The organism is Providencia sp. PROV174 (assembly GCF_028480685.1).
Lineage (GTDB): Bacteria > Pseudomonadota > Gammaproteobacteria > Enterobacterales > Enterobacteriaceae > Providencia > Providencia rettgeri.
The window spans coordinates 37,868-58,203 of the sequence record NZ_JAMPOT010000005.1 but is presented as its reverse complement, the minus strand read 5'-3'; the positions used below and the strand labels follow the sequence as shown (position 1 = coordinate 58,203).

Annotated in this window: 14 protein-coding genes; 8 read left to right on the top strand and 6 right to left on the bottom strand. The window is 40.2% G+C overall.

Going from position 1 to position 20,336, the window contains the following annotated elements; all coding sequences use genetic code 11:
• Nucleotides 1-70: 70 nt before the first annotated feature.
• Both PSE60_RS02400 and PSE60_RS02395 read right to left on the bottom strand, forming a co-directional pair.
• Nucleotides 71-1,342 (bottom strand): nucleoside permease, encoded by a 1,272-nt coding sequence (locus tag PSE60_RS02400; protein WP_004259450.1) that lies wholly within the window; start codon nt 1,340-1,342, stop codon nt 71-73.
• A 309-nt stretch (nt 1,343-1,651) separates the two neighbouring features.
• Nucleotides 1,652-3,058: a cytochrome-c peroxidase gene (locus PSE60_RS02395; protein WP_115168044.1), complete on the bottom strand. Its 1,407-nt coding sequence runs from the start codon at nt 3,056-3,058 to the stop codon at nt 1,652-1,654.
• A 580-nt stretch (nt 3,059-3,638) separates the two neighbouring features.
• Between PSE60_RS02395 and PSE60_RS02390 the strand changes: the two genes are divergently transcribed.
• The gene (locus PSE60_RS02390) at nt 3,639-5,381 is read left to right on the top strand and encodes a lysophospholipid acyltransferase family protein (RefSeq protein ID WP_272664471.1); all 1,743 of its coding nucleotides are present in this window, start codon (nt 3,639-3,641) and stop codon (nt 5,379-5,381) included.
• A gap of 25 nt (nt 5,382-5,406) precedes the next feature.
• Here the strand turns inward: PSE60_RS02390 and PSE60_RS02385 are convergent, their stop codons facing one another.
• Nucleotides 5,407-6,675 (bottom strand): cytosine permease, encoded by a 1,269-nt coding sequence (locus PSE60_RS02385; RefSeq protein WP_272664470.1) that lies wholly within the window; start codon nt 6,673-6,675, stop codon nt 5,407-5,409.
• Between the two features lie 644 nt (nt 6,676-7,319).
• Entirely contained in the window at nt 7,320-8,159 is an 840-nt protein-coding gene (gene yghU / locus PSE60_RS02380; protein WP_272664469.1) for a glutathione-dependent disulfide-bond oxidoreductase, read from the bottom strand.
• Nucleotides 8,160-8,656: 497 nt separating this feature from the next.
• Between yghU and PSE60_RS02375 the strand changes: the two genes are divergently transcribed.
• The 7 genes from PSE60_RS02375 (at nt 8,657) to PSE60_RS02345 (ending at nt 17,598) form a co-directional block, all read left to right on the top strand.
• Nucleotides 8,657-10,174 carry a class I adenylate-forming enzyme family protein gene (locus PSE60_RS02375; protein ID WP_272664468.1) on the top strand — a complete coding sequence of 506 codons (1,518 nt, stop codon included), beginning with the start codon at nt 8,657-8,659 and terminating at the stop codon, nt 10,172-10,174.
• Between the two features lie 67 nt (nt 10,175-10,241).
• Complete coding sequence (locus PSE60_RS02370) at nt 10,242-11,810, top strand: acyl CoA:acetate/3-ketoacid CoA transferase (RefSeq protein ID WP_272664467.1); 1,569 nt, start codon at nt 10,242-10,244, stop codon at nt 11,808-11,810.
• 26 nt (nt 11,811-11,836) lie between these two features.
• Nucleotides 11,837-12,574, top strand: coding sequence for a 3-oxoacyl-ACP reductase FabG (fabG, locus tag PSE60_RS02365; protein ID WP_272664466.1), 738 nt, complete (start codon nt 11,837-11,839; stop codon nt 12,572-12,574).
• Nucleotides 12,575-12,583: 9 nt separating this feature from the next.
• Complete coding sequence (locus tag PSE60_RS02360; RefSeq protein ID WP_272664465.1) at nt 12,584-13,768, top strand: thiolase family protein; 1,185 nt, start codon at nt 12,584-12,586, stop codon at nt 13,766-13,768.
• Between the two features lie 123 nt (nt 13,769-13,891).
• Nucleotides 13,892-15,232, top strand: coding sequence for an MFS transporter (locus PSE60_RS02355; protein ID WP_272664464.1), 1,341 nt, complete (start codon nt 13,892-13,894; stop codon nt 15,230-15,232).
• Between the two features lie 33 nt (nt 15,233-15,265).
• Entirely contained in the window at nt 15,266-16,429 is a 1,164-nt protein-coding gene (locus tag PSE60_RS02350; RefSeq protein ID WP_272664463.1) for a glycerate kinase, read from the top strand.
• A 14-nt stretch (nt 16,430-16,443) separates the two neighbouring features.
• Nucleotides 16,444-17,598, top strand: a complete 1,155-nt coding sequence (locus tag PSE60_RS02345; RefSeq protein ID WP_272664462.1) for a CdaR family transcriptional regulator — start codon at nt 16,444-16,446, stop codon at nt 17,596-17,598.
• Nucleotides 17,599-17,610: 12 nt separating this feature from the next.
• On the opposite strand, the gene narL is transcribed toward PSE60_RS02345, so the two are convergent.
• Both narL and narX read right to left on the bottom strand, forming a co-directional pair.
• Nucleotides 17,611-18,267 (bottom strand): two-component system response regulator NarL, encoded by a 657-nt coding sequence (gene narL / locus PSE60_RS02340; RefSeq protein WP_272664461.1) that lies wholly within the window; start codon nt 18,265-18,267, stop codon nt 17,611-17,613.
• Nucleotides 18,268-18,288: 21 nt separating this feature from the next.
• Nucleotides 18,289-20,031 carry a nitrate/nitrite two-component system sensor histidine kinase NarX gene (gene narX / locus PSE60_RS02335; protein WP_272664460.1) on the bottom strand — a complete coding sequence of 581 codons (1,743 nt, stop codon included), beginning with the start codon at nt 20,029-20,031 and terminating at the stop codon, nt 18,289-18,291.
• Nucleotides 20,032-20,336 lie beyond the last annotated feature (305 nt).

Here is a 20,336-nt window from a genome sequence, read left to right as displayed (position 1 = left end):
TTTGGCTAAAAACAGCGCCCTTATGTGTTGGCAGTCGGTCAATAAAGGCGTTTAATTAATGATTGCTTAACTAATTGGATGTGGGTTTTACGCCACTTTTATTAATATCAATTTCTTGAATATCACGGCTCGACTCTTTAAACATCAACATGAAAACAATCGTGATTACGACGATCATGGCAGCGCCGAAGCCCCACATACCGGCCCAGTTAAAGGTTTGGCCGTTGACAGGTTCACCGTAAGAAAAAAGTTTTTCCATCATTTGCCCACCTAGGCTATAACCCAGTAAGCTACCAAAGCCTTGGCAACAGAGAGTAATTAAGCCTTGAGCCGCTGTCCGCATATGTACAGGCGTCTTTTTGTCGACATAAATATATGCGGTGACATAGTAAAAATCGTAGCTAACTCCGTGTAATAAAATACCAAGGAAGAGTAATCCATAGGTGAATAGATGGTCTGCATCACCATAGATAAAGAAAGCATAACGGATAGCTGCGGTGATTAAACCAAGGAGTAATACCTTTTTGATACCAAAACGTTTGGTAAAGAAGGGCAAAGCAAGCATAAAGAAGATTTCAGAGAATTGCCCTAAGGTCATCCACCCCGTAGCATTTTTCATCCCAACCTCAGTAAGGTAGCCGTTAGCAAAAATATAGTAAAAGGCTAAAGGCATGGCGAAGAGGAATGAACACACGAAAAACACTAAGAAATTACGGTCTCTTAACAGCACAATGGCATCCAATCCGAGCATGACTTTAATACTCATTTTGCCAGTTCCTTTTGGTGGGGTGTCTGGCAAGAAATAGGTAAAAAAGCCTAGTAAAGCCGAGCTAGCGGCTGTCACTAAGAGTGGAATATTAGTTGCAGAAATATCACCAAAGCCCATCATGGAAGGTAAAAATCCACATGCAATACCTGATGCAATCCAGCCGATAGTCCCCATTACACGAATACGAGGGTAGTCACGTTCCACATCTTCCACATTGGAAAAAGCAATACTATTGGTGAGCGCAATGGTTGGCATATAAGTTAGTGCATACGCTAAGAGTAGAGGGAAAAAGCTAGAAAATTCAGTTTGCTGAGCTGCGAAAAACATAAAGACCGCCCCTGCAAACATCAGTACTGCCAGAACTTTTTGCGCGGCAAAAAATCGGTCAGTAATTGAGCCTACAAGGATGGGGGAGATAATCGCAGCAATGGCTGTACAGGCGTAAGACCATGCTATTTGAGAAGGGGTGAAGCCACTTTTATTCAAAAATAGCCATAAGGGAACAAACCAAGCCCCCCATATAAACCATTCAATGAACATCATGAATGAGAGTTTTGCTGTTGTTTTTTTCATCTTTCATTCCTTTATACGGCTAATTATAGGTATTGTAGGGTACAATAATGACAATACCATTTAATAATACCTTTTAAATACCATTTGATGAAAACTTTGAGCTAGATAACATTGTTTCGTATAAATAGGGAAGCAGGGGTCGTTCAAGTAATAACACAGTGGGAAAGAGATACACGATAACGTGAATTGCTTTGAATATAGATTAAGTCAGGGTTGTAGGCAGCCTATACGGCAGTTTTAAATAAAAAAATAGCACCGCTATTATTTGAGCGGTGCTATTGGTTTTTCATATCAATCAGCTATTGATATTTACTGTTGTGATTCACCTTGTTGTACATACGGTGTATACACACCCGTTAAGCTTTCAAGAAAGGCAACAATGTCGTCGACATCTTTTTGTGGCAGTTCTTTACCGACTTGATAACGCAGCATCAGTTTCACTGCTTCATCTAGGGTGGCAACATCCCCTCGGTGGAAGTAAGGCGCGGTTAATTCAACATTTCTCAGTGTTGGCACTTTTTGGCGTAACTTATCACGCTCATCAGAGGTGACATTCATGCGACCAATATCTTGAGCAGTGATTTCACCGAACTCATAGTCTTTTTTCAGGCCCAGAGGTTCGAAGGAACGACCACCTAAGATCACGCCACCATGGCAGGTTGCACATTTGTTCTCTTTAAATAACTGGTAACCATGGAGCTGTTGTGCGGTTAATGCAGTTTTGTCGCCTCTTAACCAATTATCAAACGGAGAGTCTGGAGTGATTAAGGTTTTTTCGAACTCTGCAATCGCATCTGTGATGGTATCACCTGTAAACCCTTCTGGATAAACTGCATTAAAATCTTGTTTTAAGACAGGGTCTTTATCCAATTTTTCAATGATTTCATCCCATGATTTTGATGCCATTTCGATAGGATTTAATGGTGGCCCACCGGCTTGTGCTTGTAAATCAGGCGCTCTACCATCCCAAAATTGCTCGACATTAAATACGGAGTTAAACACCGTTGGCGCATTGATTGGACCCACCGCGCCACCAACCCCAATTGACGTTTTACGGCCATCAACACCACCTGCATTGAGTGCGTGGCAGTGCGCACAAGAAATCGTGCTATCCCCTGACAGGCGTGCATCATGATACAAGCGGAAGCCTAATGCGACTTTTGCATCATCGACATCCAGTGATTTTGGAATTGGTTGAATCGGTTCGTTACGGTGCTCAGCAGCGGTATCTTGACTGGCATAGTGCTCTTCTCGCTGTTTAGCTATCCAATTCAAGAGGTTATTACGCTCTTCGTCACTGACGCTACTTGCCCAATGAAGTGCAACATAACGAGTTGGTGGCATGGTGTGGTTCTGCATAACCCACTCAATTTTATTTAGCTCACTTTGTGGTACAGGTTCTCCTGCGATGAGTGCAGCGCGTGCTGCCTCAAGGTTGAATGATTTATAACCTAGCTGAATGTCGTACTCCATCAATTGCTTAGCGATGGGGAATGATGCGTAGGCAGGTAAATCAGTTGACGGCGTATGACAGTAATCGCATCCCTTTTCAGCGAAGAATTTGAGAACTTGATTATTTTCTGCAATTTTAGATGTCTGAATGTCATTATTTTCTCTTCGTTGATTATCGTGATACCACACATATCCAGATAACCCAAAATAACCGAGTAAAAGCAAAAATATGACAGCGACCGTAATGCGAGTAAGTTTTTTCATTACACTATCCTTGAAAGATTGCGGTCAAATATATTTAAATATTTTTTAATTAATATAATTCTACAGCCGGACTATCATGTATAAATAAGGTTGAGAGGTTCTTGATTTTTATCAATGATGGCCATCGGTTTAAGCAATTGCTGAAATAAGATTTACCTATCAATAAGAAGAAAATCAAAAGATAAACGTATAATTAATTTTTATTTGATTGAATTTAAAGGGTATTATTTAAATATAATCTTATTGTAATAAATTCTTAGTTCAATTTAATTGGTGGGTATTTATAAATAATAAATTCTGAATTATTAAAATAAATTAAGTAAAACTAATCAAAAACTTTAGTTTTATACTTTTTTTATTGTTGTGGATTAAATGCATATTATAAAATGAGCAAAATATAAATTATTCAAGAAAGCAATATTCTGAAAAATTATTGATTTTAGATAACTATAATATTAGTAAATGAAAAGTAATGATCTACATCATCGTTTTTGTGCTTTCACCATTTTGTCATAAAATAAACATATTGTTGTTATGAATCTGACTTAAGTTCGTCGTAACTCAGTTAGGAGATAGCATTATGTTTAGTGTCGATACCCTGCTGCACGATATTTTTCCTCATCAAACACCAGGCAAATGGAAACGTCGTTTATTAAAAAAGCTGTTGTTTGAACAAGAATTTCACCAATTTGCGCAAGATTATCCGCACTTAAAGGGCTTGGATCTTATTGAACAAATCATGGAGTTTTTTGATATTTCTTGCGAAATGGTTGAGGGTGATTTAGAAAATGTTCCGACTCAAGGCCCTGTTGTCTTAGTTGCTAACCACCCGATAGGTTCACTCGATGGTCTTGCCTTATTACGTGCAGTTGCTGCCGTTCGTCCTGATGTCAAAATCGTGGCAAATCAGTTCCTCAATTATATAGAGCCACTAAAAAGCTTATTTATTTCAGTGGATAATATGAATAACCGAACCAGTCGGCAGCAAGTTGAAGCAATCCAACAGCATTTGGACAAGCAAGGGGCATTAATTGTGTTTCCTGCGGGTGAAGTCTCTCGGTTTGGCCGTAAAGGGGTTTGTGATGGTCACTGGCGTACAGGTTTTTTGCGTTTAGCCGCAAAGGCCAGAGCACCTATCGTCCCTATTCATATTCAAGGGCGAAATAGCCATTTATTCTATTTAACCTCGTTGGTTTACAAGCCGTTATCGACTTTAATGTTAGTCAGGGAAATGTTTAAGCAGCGAGGAAAAAGATTAAAAATTCGTATTGGTGGCAGTATCCCATTTATTCATTGGCATGATGGGCATACAGCGGCTCATGAGCTAGCAGGGCGCTTTCGTCGCCATGTCTATTTGTTGGGAAAAGGTAAGGAAGGGCTATTTACCAGCGAATCACCAATTGCGTTGCCAGAAGACAGAATTGAATTAAAAAAAGCGTTGGTGGCATGTGAGCGGCTAGGAACATCCCCTGATGGGAAAGCGATTTACCTTTATCACCGAAACCAAGAAGTAAGGTCGCCGATTTTGCGAGAAATAGGGCGATTACGCGAAATTGCATTTCGTGCTGTAGGGGAAGGCTCAGGTAAGCGCCGTGATTTAGACAGCTATGATAACGATTATTATCATCTGGTATTATGGGACGAAAGTGAACTTGATATTGTAGGGGCTTATCGGTTTATACCCACTAAAAAGCAAATTGAGACCAAAGGTTTGCAGGGTATTTACAGCTCTAGCTTATTTCATTATGACCAAGCCATGATGCCAATATTAGCGCAAGGTATTGAGCTTGGTCGGAGCTTTATTCAGCCTAAATATTGGGGAAAACGGGGTTTAGATTATTTATGGTTAGGTATTGGCGCGTATTTGGTGAAATACCCACAATATCGTTATCTTTTTGGCCCAGTATCTATTTCTGGCTCAATGCCGATTGCGGCGCGTGACTTACTGATTACTTTTTATCGGCTCTATTTTTCGGCGCAACACAGCATTGCACAGTCACATCAGCCATATCCAGCTTCTTTGCCACAGGTATTAGCCCAATTTTCAGGGGACAATTACCACGAAGATTTAGTTAAATTGAAAAGCTTACTCAATAACATTGGCTGTTCGATTCCGACGCTTTATAAGCAATATACTGAATTATGCGAGCCGGGAGGCGTACAGTTTATGGATTTCGGTACAGACCCCGCATTCAATGATTGTATCGATGGCTTGGTACTGGTGGACTTAACCAAATTAAAACCCGCACGTTATCAGCGATATATAGGGGTACATTTGGTTTCACAAGAAGAACATAAAGGGCAGATGAAAGAGGGGGATTAACCCTCTTTCATTATTTACTTAGCGATTATTTTGAAAATTGATGACCAATCCAATAGATAACAGAGGAAGAAATTAACCCTGCAACCACGACGGAAAGCTCAGGAGCATAAGCATTAACGATTAAGGCAATCCCTGAGGCGAGTATCCAAGAGATGAAAGCCAGTGGTTGCCATTTTTTTGCTTCATTATTTTTACGCTTAAGTACCAGCTGATCCATAATGATAATAGCGGCGATTGGCGGCACAATTAAACCCAGTAAATTCAACCAGGTTTGAAACGCATTCCAAATCCCAGTCACAGCAACAATAATCCCAATGGCACCTAAAATAATGGTTAAGGTTCTCATCTTTCCTTTCGTAATATGAGACCAGCCCACAGCTCCATTATATAAACAGTGAGTACAGCCCACACCTAAGTTAACAAATACAAAAATAATCGCGAGGATAGAAAGTAGTGGGCTTGAATTTGCTAAAATAGTGATGAAATCACCGCCAGTGACTCCGGGGTGCATGACTACACCTGTTGCCACAATAATTGCTCCAATCACTTCCGCAAAAAATTTAGAAATGGGGAACGCGGTAAAGGCTGCTAGAAAACCTTGTTTGCCATTTTTTGCCCAACGGGTAAAGTCGGCTGTCATGGTGCCTGAGTCCGTAAATGTAGAGAAAATCATTGTAACTGCAACACCAAATGATAGTGCTCCAGCCCCTGCAAGAGGTTGGTAATTGATAATATCTGATGAGCCACTTTTCATCGCGATGTAAACGGAGATTAACCCTAAAATCAAATACATCGGTGCAGCGATATACCCTAAAATAGCGAGGGCTTTAATACCAATAAACGTTGCGCCAACATATAATACACCGCCTAAAATGGTCATGAGTAATAAATCCTGCCCAAATGAGCGAAACATCGTATCGCCTGTAAGACCGACCATCAATGCGAACCAGCCGATAACGACCGTAGCGAGCAGTCCTGAAACTGCAATATAGCCGCGCTGCCCAAAGGTTCTTTTGGCTGAAATTGCAAAATTTTCACCTGTCTTCCCTGCTAAATAGCTCAATGACCCAATCACTAAACATAGCAATAAGTTACCCACTAAAATGGCGGCAACGCCCATTTTAAACCCTAGCATGGCAGTTACAACACCACCAATAACGGCACTAGTTAAGACTAATGGGAAGCTATACCAAACAGCGGAAACAGATGCAAAGCTTTTACGATGTTCAAGGGGAACGGGGACATGTTCATACTCGGAATCTAATAAGACATTATCTTTTTCTTTAATTGACATAATTAGGTGAACCTCATTTTAATTAAAATTAATTGGCGTACCTATAAAAATTAATAATAAAATTTTTATAATTTAAATTTTATGAATGTGAATGAACTGATTAAATAAATCCCATGGCGAATAAATAACTTTATTAACCTGTAATTGATTGATTTTTTGGGTTTGTTTTGATGGTGTAGCAAGAATAGCAACAGTTGATATGGAATAGAATCCATTTGAAAAAGATTCATCAATAGGGTGGGCGATTGTTGATTAGTTTTCAATAAAGGTTCATTTATGTGACCATACGCATTATTAATTGATAAATTAAAGTCGTTTTTAGATGGTATTTAAATTATAAATTGGAATTATTATTTATTATATAAATAGTAATTTCTTATTTGTGATTTACATCAAAATAAATAATTGTTAATTGTTAATTGTTAATTGTTAATTGTTAATTGTTAATTGTTAATTGTTAATTGTTAATTGTTAATTGTTATTTTTATGTTTTCTTTAAATAACATAAATATATTATCTATTATTAACAATGAAAATATTTTATGGATTTTCAGGTGTAGGGGATATAGGTAAAGAGTACAAAGTAAGCATTTACTAACTTACTTGTACTCTTTGCACTAATGATACATATAAAAACTTATCAATTAACTTATATCGCTCGCATCGTGGCGTTCGCGTACTTGCTGTGTAGGGTCGCCTTGTAGGCGATTAACCCGGCGGCCTCGCTGTACTGCTGGGCGTGCATAGATTTCATCAGCCCAACGAATAACATTTTTATATTCATGGACAGATAAAAATTCTGCGGCATCATAAAGCCAACCTTTCACTAATGCACCGTACCATGGCCAGATGGCGATATCAGCGATGCTGTAGTTTTCCCCTGCAACATATTTATGTTCTGCTAAACGCTTGTCTAACACATCTAATTGACGTTTAGTTTCCATGGCAAAGCGGTTAATTGGGTATTCAAATTTTTCAGGTGCGTAGGCATAAAAATGCCCAAAACCGCCGCCAGCAAAAGGTGCTGAGCCCATTTGCCAAAATAACCAGGATAAGGTTTCAGCTCGTTCCGGCTGAGTTGTGGGTAAAAAAGCAGAAAATTTTTCGGCTAAATAGGTCAGAATCGAGCCTGACTCAAATACTCGGATAGGCTCCTTGCCGCTTCTGTCGACTAAAGCGGGAATTTTTGAGTTAGGGTTAATTTCAACAAAACCAGAACTAAATTGGTCGCCTTCACCAATGTTAATTAGCCAAGCGTCATATTCTGCCTCTTTAATGCCAAGGGCTAATAACTCCTCTAACATGATAGTGACTTTTTGCCCGTTCGGCGTTCCTAAGGAATATAGCTGTAGTGGGTGCTTACCTATAGGTAAAGATTTTTCGTGAGTTGCACCGGAAATGGGACGATTAATATTGGCGAATTTTCCGCCGTTACCTTGCTCCCACTGCCAGACTTTTGGCGGAATATAGGGGGTGTTTGCCATGAGTTATCTCCTTAACCGTTTGCAAAGGTGGTGATTGTTTTCTCATCAATCTTTTCATTGTGAAGGTCTTTCACTGTAGCAAGCTCTAATGAATTCGCCACTGTTTTTATCGTATTTGGTTTGGTAGGAAGGCTAAATAGCACAGAGTGCAAGAACATATAGAAGATAAACAGATGAGTTAAGTATTCGCGCTGAGCGACTTTTTAGTCTGGGAGTTATTGTTTATACGCACAATGATAGTTGAGTTATTCATCGAAATTAACACATGTTTTGAATGGTTAGGTAATAACAAAAGGTAAATATGCTCGTGCATAATAAAAAATCAGCGCTTGAAATAAGACTTAAGTGAAAAAATTGTTAACAAACGCGTTGTGCAGATCACTAATTCAAATAAAAAAAGGGTGTGAATAATTTGTGAAGATTGGCACTAATTTGCTGGAGTGTATTTTATACATTGATAGCATATCAGTCATATTCAGGTGTATCGGAGTGTGTCCATGCTTGCGCCAAATTCAAACATCTATCAAAGCTTATCACAAAGAGCAAAAGTGCAGCCAGACGCTGTTGCGATTGTATTTGAAGAGCAAAGTTGGAGTTATCACCAATTACTTGAGAAAGTAAACCAAACAATGTTATGGCTAACTACCGCCGCACAGTTGAAAAAAGGTGATCGGATAGTACTCGGCTGGGGTAATACAATTGAATTTTGCCAATTATTTTATGCCGCTGTAGGGTTGGGTATTCAGGTAATTCCTTTAAGTACTAAAATGAAAGAGTTTGAAGGCAAAGAGCATTTATCTTGTATTAATGCGGATGCTATTTTTTGGGATGACACATATCAACCATGGTTAGCTCAGTTCAGTACAAAAGGGATGAGTCTTTCTCAGTGGCGTAATCTAATACTTACTGAAGAAATTAACTTTATCAACCAAGTTAATGAGGAAGACCCCGCGGTTGTGATATTTACCTCAGGTACAACAGGTGCACCAAAAGGTGCAGTGATCACGCACAAGAATATATTGTCTGCAGTATATGCCTACCAGGAAACATTAAAGTTATCTGAACATGATAAAACAATTTTAGCGGTACCGATTTATCATATTACTGGGCTTTCTGCTATTTTAGCGTTATTTATTCATATTGGTGGAACTGTTTATCTTCAAAAGAGATTTAATGCAAAAGATATTATTTCAACAATTGCAAAAGAAAAAATCACATTCTTACACGGTTCACCAACCGTATTTATATTATTAATTCAAAAAATAAAAGAAAATAAAGGGATTAATCTAGAAAGATTTAACTCATTAAAAATGATTGCTTGTGGTGCAGGTCATTTGAATGAAGGCACGATTAAAGAGCTTTCTTATCTATTCGCTAAAACATCCATTCATTCTATTTATGGTTTGACAGAGACATCATCCCCAGCCACCGTATTTCGTGAAGATATTCGATACAGTGATAAAAAGGCGAGCTCAGGTACACCGGTTCCTGGATTACAGGTGGCCATACGAGATGATAAAGGTGAAGATAAGCCCGCTAACAGTACCGGTAATATCTGGGTTAAGGGAGATGTTGTTATCCAACGTTATTGGCCAGATAGCCCTGCGAACACCACGTCGTTTAATGATGGTTGGTTTTTTACTGGCGATATTGGTTATAGGGATGATGATGGTTTCCTTTATATTCAAGATCGAATTAAAGACATGATTAACCGTGGTGGGGAAAAAATATATTCTATTGAAGTCGAAGATTTGATTTCTAATTACCCAGGCGTTAATGAGGTCGCGGTCATTCCAATTGAAAGTACAATATATGGCGAAGAACCCATTGCATTTATTATTCCTGAGAACCAAGTATGTTTAACCAGTAAAGAAATTATTGAATGGTTAAAAAATAGAGTGCCAACGTATAAAGTTCCAGTAAGAATTATGTTTACACGTAATTTCCCTAGAACTTGGAATGGGAAAATAAGTAAGAAAGATTTGAAATTACGCTATTACTCTTTAAATAACTAAAATCTAAATTAGTTTTTAATTAATCAAAAAGGGGCTATGAAATATTAGCCTTCAGGTAGGTTTTATCATGAATAATAAATTTATTTCTAAACAAGATGCCGCTAAATTAATTAATAATGGTGATACGATTTGTACTGTGGGAATGACATTAACCAGTGCTGCTGAATCTATTTTATCGGCAATTGAACAACGTTTTTTATCCGAGGGCGTACCAAATCAATTAACTCTCGTTCATGCGGCTGGGCAATGTAACCGTATTCGCGGGAATCAACACTTTGCCCATGAAGGAATGGTGAAACGGATTATTGGTTCCCATTGGGGGTTAGCACCTAGATGGATGCAGATGATTAATGACAATCAAGTCGAAGCGTATTGTCTTCCGCAAGGGCAAATGGTGCATTTATATGGCGCAATGGCCGCAGGTTTACCAGGGCGCTTATCCAAAGTGGGGCTAGGGACATTTATCGACCCTGATCTCGAAGGGGGGAGGATGAACGTTAAAACGTTGGCGCTTCCTCCTTTAGTTGAAAAAGTGAATTTCAAAGGGGAAGAATGGTTATGGTATCCAGAAATTCCTTTAGATGTGGTGGTGATCAGAGGAACCCATGCGGATAGTAAAGGTAACCTGACCACCGATGAAGAAGCCATGGCGTTAGAGGTTTTACATGCGGTACTGGCTGCTAAACGCTTTGGTGCCAAAGTGATTGCACAAGTGAAGTATTGTGTCGAAGAAGGAACTTTGCATCCTAAACGTGTCACGGTTCCCGCTAGCTTTATTGACCACATTGTCGTGTGTGATAACCCTGAAGAAGACCATCGCCAATCCTCAAGCTGGTTTTTTGACCCAACGCTATGCGGCGATATTCGCACGCCTATCCAACAAACTACGCCATTATCTTTAGATATTCGCAAATTGATTGGGCGAATTGCATGCCGTTATCTATATGAAAACTGTGTGATTAATTTAGGAACGGGAATTCCAAACGATGTTATTGGTTCAATTATTCAGGAAGAAAATGCAACCAAGCGTGTTGATATTACCGTGGAGTCAGGGATTTGGGGGGGCGTCCAAGCTGGCGGTATTGATTTCGGCATAGGCCGCAACCTGTCAGCGATGATTAGTCACCAAGACCAAATGTTGTACTACAACGGTGCAGGCGTTGATATCACCTATATGGGCGCAGGGGAAATGGATGCCAGTGGCCATGTTAATGCGACGTTGTTAGGCAATATTTGCCCTGGTGCAGGTGGGTTTATTGATATTACCCAAAATGCTCGGCACGTAGTGTTTTGCTCAACGTTTACGGCAAAAGGGTTAGATATTCGTTGTGAAAATGGGCAATTAGTTATTGTGCGGGAAGGGGATATTAGAAAGTTAGTTAACCAAGTACGGCAAATTTCATGGAATGCGGATGTCGCGCGAAATATCAACCAAACCATGCATTTTGTCACGGAGCGTGCGGTGTTCACTTTAGGGGGGAAAACCCCTGTATTGGTTGAAATTGCCCCCGGTATCGACCTAGAGCGTGACATTCTTGCCCATATGGACTTCGTACCTGAAATTTCTCCAGACCTGAAAGTGATGGCCTCTTCATTATTTGAAGAGGCGCCTTTTGGTCTGGTTTCGTATTTGTAGTTTCAATATTAAAGAGGAATTTATCCATGTTAGTAAAAGATAAAGTTGCCATTGTGACGGGTTCTGCAAGAGGTATTGGTTTTGCGATTGCTCAGGTACTTGCAGAAGAAGGGGCAAAAGTTGTTATTTCTGATTTAGCCATGTCATCAGGTGAAGAAAGTGCAAAACAGCTACAAGAACAAGGCCATCAAGCCATTTTCATTCCTTGCGACATTGCTAAACGTGAAGAGGTGAATGCCTTATTTTCTAAAGCATTAGCACATTTTGGGGCGATTGATGTACTGGTGAATAATGCGGGGATTAACCGAGATGGCATGCTGCATAAATTAACGGAAGATGATTGGGACAAAGTGATTGATATCAATCTGAAAGGGACATTTAACAGCATGCAAGAAGCGGCAAAATTAATGCGTGAGCAAGGAAGTGGCCGAATTGTCAATATTTCCTCGGCGAGTTGGCTTGGGAATGTTGGGCAAGCCAATTATGCCGCGTCCAAAGCCGGGGTTATTGGTCTGACTAAAACGGCTTGCCGTGAACTAGCTCGTAAAGGTGTCACAGTAAATGCGATTTGCCCAGGATTTATTGATACGGATATGACACGTGGTGTACCTGAAAAAGTTTGGGACATCATGATCAGCAAGATCCCTGCGGGTTTTGCTGGCGATCCACGTGATGTCGGCCAATGTGTTGCATTCTTAGCCTCTGATAAAGCGCGTTATATCAATGGGGAAGTGATCAATGTTGGCGGCGGAATGGTGTTATAGGGGGAAATAATGAAACAAGCGAATGATATTGTCATTGTCAGTGGTGTGAGAACAGCAATTGGCACGATGGGGGGAAGCTTTGCAAATACGCATCAACACGACCTTGGGGCCGTGGTTATCCGTGAAGCTGTGAAAAGAGCTGGAATTGCTCCCGAAGATGTCGATGAAGTCATTGTGGGTAATGTTGGGCAAATCGCAGAAAGTGGTTTTATCGCTCGCATTTGCCAGCTACGAGCAGGGCTACCAAAAGAAACTACAGCATATTCGGTTAACCGCCAATGTGGTTCCGGGTTACAAGCTTTAGCCGATGGCATGATGTTACTGCAGACCTGTCAATCCGATGTTGTGGTGGCATGCGGTACAGAAAATATGACGATGCTGCCGTACTACTTACGCAAAGCGCGTTATGGCTACCGCATGGGGAATGATGTGCTCGAGGATGGATTAACGTCCATCCTAACTTGGCCTGAAGGCCCTTATCACAACGGAATGACTGCAGAAAACGTTGCAGAACAGTTCAATATTACCCGCGAAGAGATGGACGATTTTGCATGGGACAGCCAGCAAAAAGCGTTAAAAGCGATTCAAGCAGGTTATTTTGCTGACCAAATATTACCAGTAGAAATACCAGAAGGCCGTAAAGGCACACGTATTTTTGATACCGATGAACATCCACGTGATACACCACGTGAAAAATTAGCTAAGTTGCGCCCTGCATTTAAAGCCGACGGCGTGATCACGGCGGCAAACTCGTCAGGGATTAATGATGGCGCAGCGGCGTTAGTCATGATGCGACGTGAAGAAGCGGAAAAACGTGGTCTGACCCCACGCATGAAAGTGGTCGATTGGGCAGTTGCGGGTTGTGAAGCGGCCATTATGGGCTTTGGGCCTGCGCCAGCGACGCGCCGACTAATGGAAAAGCTCAAGATGAATGTAAAAGACATTGACTTAATTGAGCTAAATGAAGCATTTGCGGCACAAGCTATCGCAGTTATGAATGATTTATCTCTTGATAGCACTAAGGTGAATGTGAATGGTGGCGCGATTGCTCTGGGTCACCCAGTGGGCGCCAGTGGGGCTATTTTGCCCGTGAAGTTAATGTATGAAATGGAACGCCGTCAGGTTGCCACCGGGTTAGTCACGATGTGTATTGGTGGTGGCCAAGGGATTTCAATGTTGTTCGAAAGAGAATAAGAAAAACTGCAAGCAGAAAGCCCGACGTGGGGCGTCGGGCTGTTGCTGAAGTAAAAGCTACAGGTATGGGGCACTGATAACCAAGAGCCGTACCTGTTTCACTACAACATGAGGATCTTATCTATGTTTTCTACAAATGCAAAGTTAGATTTTGCGGCTCAGGGGAAAAAAACCAACGCAAAGATATACCGTAACCTGATGCCGTTGTTGATTTTAGCGTACATTATTAGCTTTATTGACCGAACGAATATTGGCATGGCAAAAAATGCGATGTCGATTGATTTAGGATTATCTGCAACCGCATTTGGTATCGGAGCAGGGCTTTTTTTCCTAACCTACTCAATTCTTGAGATCCCAAGTAATTTGATCATGGAAAAAGTAGGCGCGCGTTTTTGGATCACGCGGATCATGATCACGTGGGGGTTATTATCTGCGGCGATGGCGTTTGTGACAGGGCCGACTTCTTTTTATATCTTACGGTTATTACTGGGAGCCGCTGAAGCAGGTTTATATCCCGGGGTTATTTTATATATGACATATTGGTTTAGCCAAGAGGAACGAGCTAAAGCAACAGGGTTATTTTTACTTGGGGTCTGTCTTGCGAATATTATTGGAGCACCGCTAAGTGGCTTATTGCTGAGTATGGATGGCTTATTAGGTTTCCATGGCTGGCAATGGATGTTTATTATTGAAGGTTTGCCTGCGGTGATCCTCGCATTTGTTGTGTGGTTTGTGTTGCCGAATAAACCGGAAGATGCGAAATGGTTAGATGAGGATGATCGGAATTATATTAAATTTAAACACGACCAAGATAAAAACAGCATTAGTGTGAGTAATAGTAAGTTCTCACTCAAGTCGGCATTCAAAAATAAAGCCTTTATGATGATTGTTGCTATCTATTTTACTCACCAGTTCTCCGTCTATGGTTTAAGTTATTTTTTGCCTACTATTATCGGTGAGTATGGCAAACTGACACCGATTCAAATTGGCTTATTAACAGCGATCCCTTGGATTTCAGCTGCAATTGGTGGCATTTTTGTAGCGAGAAAAGCGAATACACCGCGTCGGTCATCGCGCATTTTAATTTCAGGTTATGCCGTGATGGCGGTTGGATTAGTGATAGGTGCGCTGGGAGGCCCAGTTGTCGGCTTAATAGGCTTTTGCTTGACTGCATTTATGTTTTTTGTGGTTCAATCGATTATTTTCTCTCTTCCACCCACTTATATGAGTGGCAGCATGCTGGCAGGAAGTTTAGCATTATTGAACTGTCTAGGATTATTTGGTGGTTTCCTCGGCCCGTTTATTCTTGGATTTTTTGAGGATTATACCGGAACAGCGACTTCTGGATTATGGTTTGGTGTCGGTTTGTTAGTTATCGGAACGATTATTGCTTCACGAGTGAATACTAACGGTATGAGCGAACCCGAACCATTACAAGTATCGGCTTCAGTGGAAAGCAAATAATTCAACATCGCCATTTACAATAGGAAAGTCTGCATGAAAATTGTTATCGCACTTGATTCCTTTAAGGGAAGTTGTTCTGCAAGGTTAGCATGCCAAGCCGTTGCTGAGGGTTTCAAGCGTGTATCCTCTGAATTAGATATGACGTTATTACCCATATCTGATGGCGGAGAAGGTTTGTTGGAGTCACTGGAACATAGCCCTGCGCTTTCTGGTGTAACACCTTACATTTTTAGCTGTACTGGACCTTATGGTAGTAAGGTTGATGCAGGATTATTAGTGCTGGAGGGAAAAACTGCTTTTATTGAAATGGCACAATGCTGTGGGCTGGAATTAGTTCAACGCGAGCACCGTCGCGTTGAAAATGCCTCAACTTATGGCTTGGGTGAAATGGTCAAGCATGCATTAGATATGGGTTGCTCTCGTATTGTTATAGGGATAGGAGGAAGTGCAACTAATGATGGTGGTGCAGGGTTTGCTCAAGCACTAGGTGCTTTGTTTTATGATAAAAATTCTCAGCTTATTGAGGCGCCAATTTGCGGTAAAGACCTCATTAATATTGCAAAGATTGATTTTGATAAATTTGACTCGCGAGCCGCTAAGGTTGAATTTAATGTCTCTTGCGATGTTGAAAATCCTTTATTAGGCAATAACGGTGCGACTTATATTTATGGTCCCCAAAAGGGAGCGGACAAAGCCACACTCGACCAGCTTGAAATGGGGATGACCCACTATGCGAAATTAATGTCAGCCATAACGGGAAAAGATGTTTCGCTGGAGGCCGGCAGTGGTGCAGCGGGTGGATTAGGTGCTGGGCTTCGTTGGTTTGTTTCGGCAAAGCTCGAAAAAGGAATCGATCTCGTTTTGGGGCTCCTTGGTGCAAAATCCTATATTCAACAAGCGGATTTAGTCATTGTAGGAGAAGGGCGGCTTGATAGCCAAAGTGCGAACGGTAAGGCTCCTGTCGGAGTGGCTCGTATGGCCAGCCAGTATGGTGTGCCTGTTATTGCGCTTTGTGGAGGATATAGTGAAGATAGCCGTATCCTATATCAACATGGCATTAGCGCAATGTGGTCATTGTGCCCTGGGCCGATTTCCCTTGAGCAAGCCATGACAAATGGTGAGCGTTACTTGGCAGATACAGCAGAAAATTTGCTGCGAACCGTACTCGCGAATCCGAATAAGCAAATAAAACCCTAAAGTGAGGCGGTAAGATGCTACTGACTGAAAAATTAGCCAATGATATTGTCACACGTGCAATGGGGATTATCCATCACAACGTCAATGTGATTAATAGTCAGGGCGTGATTATCGCCTCAGGGGAAAAAAAGCGTATTGGTGAAATTCATGAAGCCGCAGTGGAAGTGATTCGCTGCGGCAAACGGATCACTATTTACAATGAAAATGAAGCGCGAGCTTATTCGAATGTAGCTCCGGGGATAAACCATCCGATTGTTGTGGCAGATAAAGTGGAATTAGTCATTGGGGTGAGTGGTGACCCTGTTGTGATCCAGCGTTATGCCGAGCTTGCCATACTGACGGCTGAGCTGCTAATTCAACAAGAAATTGAGCGGCGTAGTATTAATTGGCAGCACCGTTTGCGTGATATGTTATTTGTCCAGTTTATAGAAAGTACAACGCAAGCACAGGGGCGCAGTGCGTTACTCAAACTGCATAACTCTGGTTTTGCATTCACTTTACCGACTATTCCTGTGATTATTAATATTGAAGCTATTCAGTATCGTCCTGAAATACTCGATACGATCATTACTGAATTATCAGCCATGGAAAAAAGTGATGTGTTATTACTTAATAGCCGCGAAATTTTGATGCTATTTCCATCAGCGTATTATCAACATGAATCATTTATTCCTAATCTTCATTTCATTCTAGATAGCCAGCTTAGCCAATATTATATTGGTGTTGGTGTTCAAGCAGATACGCAGGAACATGTGAGGGATGCCGTTCATTTTGCACGTTCAGTCATTGAAGTTGGCCGGCTAACGGTGCCCGATAAACAAGTTTTTCTATTTAAAGAAATGGCATCGTTGTGCCTCTTTAATGAATTGGAAAATAGCTATCTATTTAATTTCTTTTTGGATATTTGCCATAAAATATTGTTGCATGATTCGGGGGATATTTTGATTGAAACCCTTGAGTTATTCCTATCGCAAAATGGAGAAATAGGCAGTACCGCACAGCAATTAGGCATTCACAGAAATACATTAAGTTATCGGTTACAGCAAATTAAAAAGCAAACCAGCTTGGACCCGACAAGGTTTACGGATCTGATTCAATTGTCTGTTGCTATGCATGGCTATCGTCGACGTTACCCAAAACAACAGCCATGGCTTGATGCATTAAGTTAAGGTGCTGTGTCATTACTTTTGTTGTAAAACCCAAATAGCCGCTTCAACACGCGATTTTAAATTGAGTTTCTTTAGTAGGTGTTTGACATGAACTTTGACGGTGCTCTCTGTGATTTGTAATTTATTAGCAATCATCTTATTTGATAGCCCTTGAGAGATTAAATCTAGGATATGGGTTTCTCTTGGGGTTAATGCCGATAAATTATGCTCTGTAGAGGCTCGGTTATCTCTTAAGGATTCAGCTAAAATGGAGGTGAGCGTTGGGCTAACGACCATTTTTCCACTTGCTGCTTCTTTTAATGCAATAATTAATTTTTCGGGTTCCATGTCTTTCAGTAAATAGCCATCAGCACCTCGTTTTAATGCATTAATTAAGTCTTCACCGTAATTGGATACTGTAAATAAGATAATACGGCCTGAAAGTTCGCGGCTACGTAAATTGTCGAGTACTTCAAAGCCATTCATACCCGGCATATTGAGATCTAATAGAATTAAATCGGGGTCTTGCTCTTCAGCAATTTTAATACCCGTTATTCCATCGTCTGCTTCACCAATTACCTTTAATGTGGGTTCTAAACTAATTAATTGTTTAACACCGTTACGTAGCATTGGGTGGTCATCAATCAGTAAAATGGTGGATTGCCCAGTTAGTTTATTTTCATTTTTCATTAATGAGTTACTCCAATTCAATTAAGCCACAGTCAGTGGAAATACGACATTTACAGTAGTGCCTCCTTGAACTCTTGGCGAAATTTGATATTTCCCATTTAGGCTCAGAGCTCTCTCTCTCATAATAATCAATCCGTAATGGTTATTTTTTGTTGGCTGAGGCTGAATCCCTTCCCCATTATCTTCTATCGTCATAGTGATTAATCCGTTATTTTCAATTAATGAGACTTGTGACCAGTTTGCATTAGCATGTTTGAGAATATTGCTTAAAGCTTCTCGGATTATCTGGATAATATGGATAGATTGATGTGGAGAGAGGCTTTTTGCTGGAATTTGGTAATTTAATCCAATTTGAAAACCAAGGCGCTGTCTGAATTCTTGGATTGTGCTTTCTAAAGCAGGAAATAAGCCGGGTTCAGTTAATTTTAGCCTGAAGGTTGTTAAAAGTTCACGTAATTGGCTATAAGCGGAATTTATTTCATTACGCATTTCGTTTAATAGTTCTTGGTGCTTAGTTGGCAATGTTTTAGGTTGCATTTGCAGATAACTAATTTGCATTTTGAGACAAGATAATGATTGCGCTATGGAATCATGTAATTCTCTCGCAATCGCCGAGCGTTCATCCATAATCAGTAACTGCTGTTGTTGTTCTAATTGGTGCTCCATTGCTAGCATTCCCGCAATTTGTTTAACTAACATCAGCACTAAATTATTTTGCTCTTCAGATAATGGCTGATTTATATCTATTTCAGCCAAAATCATGCCATAACGCTGTAAATTATCGGAAATCTCCCATGATATTACTTTAATGTGTTCAGCTACCTTGGGTGACTTGAGTGAGTCCTCCTTGTTTTCTGGACAATAAATTTCATGAAAGCAGGCATCATTATTTTCTTCGTATAGTCTCAAGCTGATATTCTGTAGCGGTATTAAGTTTTTAAGCTCAGATAATACTTTTTCTAACCTGACTGATAGTGGCCCAATGGCATGTAATGTGCGATTAGATTGGTATAAATAGAGTAATACTTTATTTTTATTTTGCAGGTCAGTCGTTTTTTCGATAACTCGAGATTCTAATTGATGGTAACTTTGTGCAAGCTCATCCGACATTTGATTTAACGTTTGGCCCAGTGAATTTAGCTCATCTTGTTTTTTGCCTACAGGAAAGCGCTGACTAAAATCTTGGTGACTAATCGCATTCACCATATGAAGTAACTTAAGCCAAGGTGTATAAATTTTCTTTCTAAAATGGCAGATAGCAAAAATAAGCAGCAACGAAACGAGGCTAATAAATACCATTTGAGTGATTGCTACATAGGTTATCTTTCGTTCTGTTTTTTCATCAATATTGCGAACTAATGCATCAAGCTTATTAACAAAAGTAACGACCGCAAGCCGTGCATCATTAGGCGAAACTGCATGGTTAAGTGCAGGTTTTAATTCTGTAACCCAATATTGATAAATCTCAGAAAATTGCGGTTTTAAATCTTCTATTTCGACGACTTGTGTCAGTTCATCGCTTAATAAATTTTTTTCAAGTTCACTTACATATACGTCAGAATATTGGTTGAGTGGTACTAATGAAAGTAAATGATAGCTTTGCATCCGCAATGAGCCTGATTTATTAATTGCATGTGCATTTCCTTGCACACTAATGATCATACTATTTGAGATTGTCATGCCAATAATACCGAGTACGGCAATCAATAACATTAAACCAATAACTTGGTTAATGATTGAAAATCGGTGATAAGCAATAGACATAAATAATCCTTTCTACGGTACATGTTTATTATTTTTGATAACGTAGATATTGTTTATCTATTATATAAAATTGAATATGCCACTTCGGTATTACTCCTTAATATCCCATTGAGATATTCGCTTTAAATCCCAATATATAAAATTACTGAGTAATGAATTTTTTTGTTTTAATTCAATTTGTTATTGGTGTGTACTCCTAATACTCCTCTGGTGGTTAACGAAAAAAATCCCGCATATTTCATTTAAGTCTCTCTTGATTTAGATCAGCTTCACGGTGGTCTATTCGCCACACACTGCGAGCAGAA

Coding starts and splice junctions, on each gene's coding strand:
- fabG (WP_272664466.1), top strand. CDS start 11,837: ATGTTAGTAAAAGATAAAGTTGCCATTGTGACGGGTTCTGCAAGAGGT.
- PSE60_RS02355 (WP_272664464.1), top strand. CDS start 13,892: ATGTTTTCTACAAATGCAAAGTTAGATTTTGCGGCTCAGGGGAAAAAA.
- PSE60_RS02400 (WP_004259450.1), bottom strand. CDS start 1,342: ATGAAAAAAACAACAGCAAAACTCTCATTCATGATGTTCATTGAATGG.
- yghU (WP_272664469.1), bottom strand. CDS start 8,159: ATGGCAAACACCCCCTATATTCCGCCAAAAGTCTGGCAGTGGGAGCAA.
- PSE60_RS02360 (WP_272664465.1), top strand. CDS start 12,584: ATGAAACAAGCGAATGATATTGTCATTGTCAGTGGTGTGAGAACAGCA.
- narX (WP_272664460.1), bottom strand. CDS start 20,031: ATGTCTATTGCTTATCACCGATTTTCAATCATTAACCAAGTTATTGGT.
- PSE60_RS02395 (WP_115168044.1), bottom strand. CDS start 3,058: ATGAAAAAACTTACTCGCATTACGGTCGCTGTCATATTTTTGCTTTTA.
- PSE60_RS02385 (WP_272664470.1), bottom strand. CDS start 6,675: ATGTCAATTAAAGAAAAAGATAATGTCTTATTAGATTCCGAGTATGAA.
- PSE60_RS02345 (WP_272664462.1), top strand. CDS start 16,444: ATGCTACTGACTGAAAAATTAGCCAATGATATTGTCACACGTGCAATG.
- PSE60_RS02350 (WP_272664463.1), top strand. CDS start 15,266: ATGAAAATTGTTATCGCACTTGATTCCTTTAAGGGAAGTTGTTCTGCA.
- PSE60_RS02390 (WP_272664471.1), top strand. CDS start 3,639: ATGTTTAGTGTCGATACCCTGCTGCACGATATTTTTCCTCATCAAACA.
- narL (WP_272664461.1), bottom strand. CDS start 18,267: ATGAAAAATGAAAATAAACTAACTGGGCAATCCACCATTTTACTGATT.
- PSE60_RS02370 (WP_272664467.1), top strand. CDS start 10,242: ATGAATAATAAATTTATTTCTAAACAAGATGCCGCTAAATTAATTAAT.
- PSE60_RS02375 (WP_272664468.1), top strand. CDS start 8,657: ATGCTTGCGCCAAATTCAAACATCTATCAAAGCTTATCACAAAGAGCA.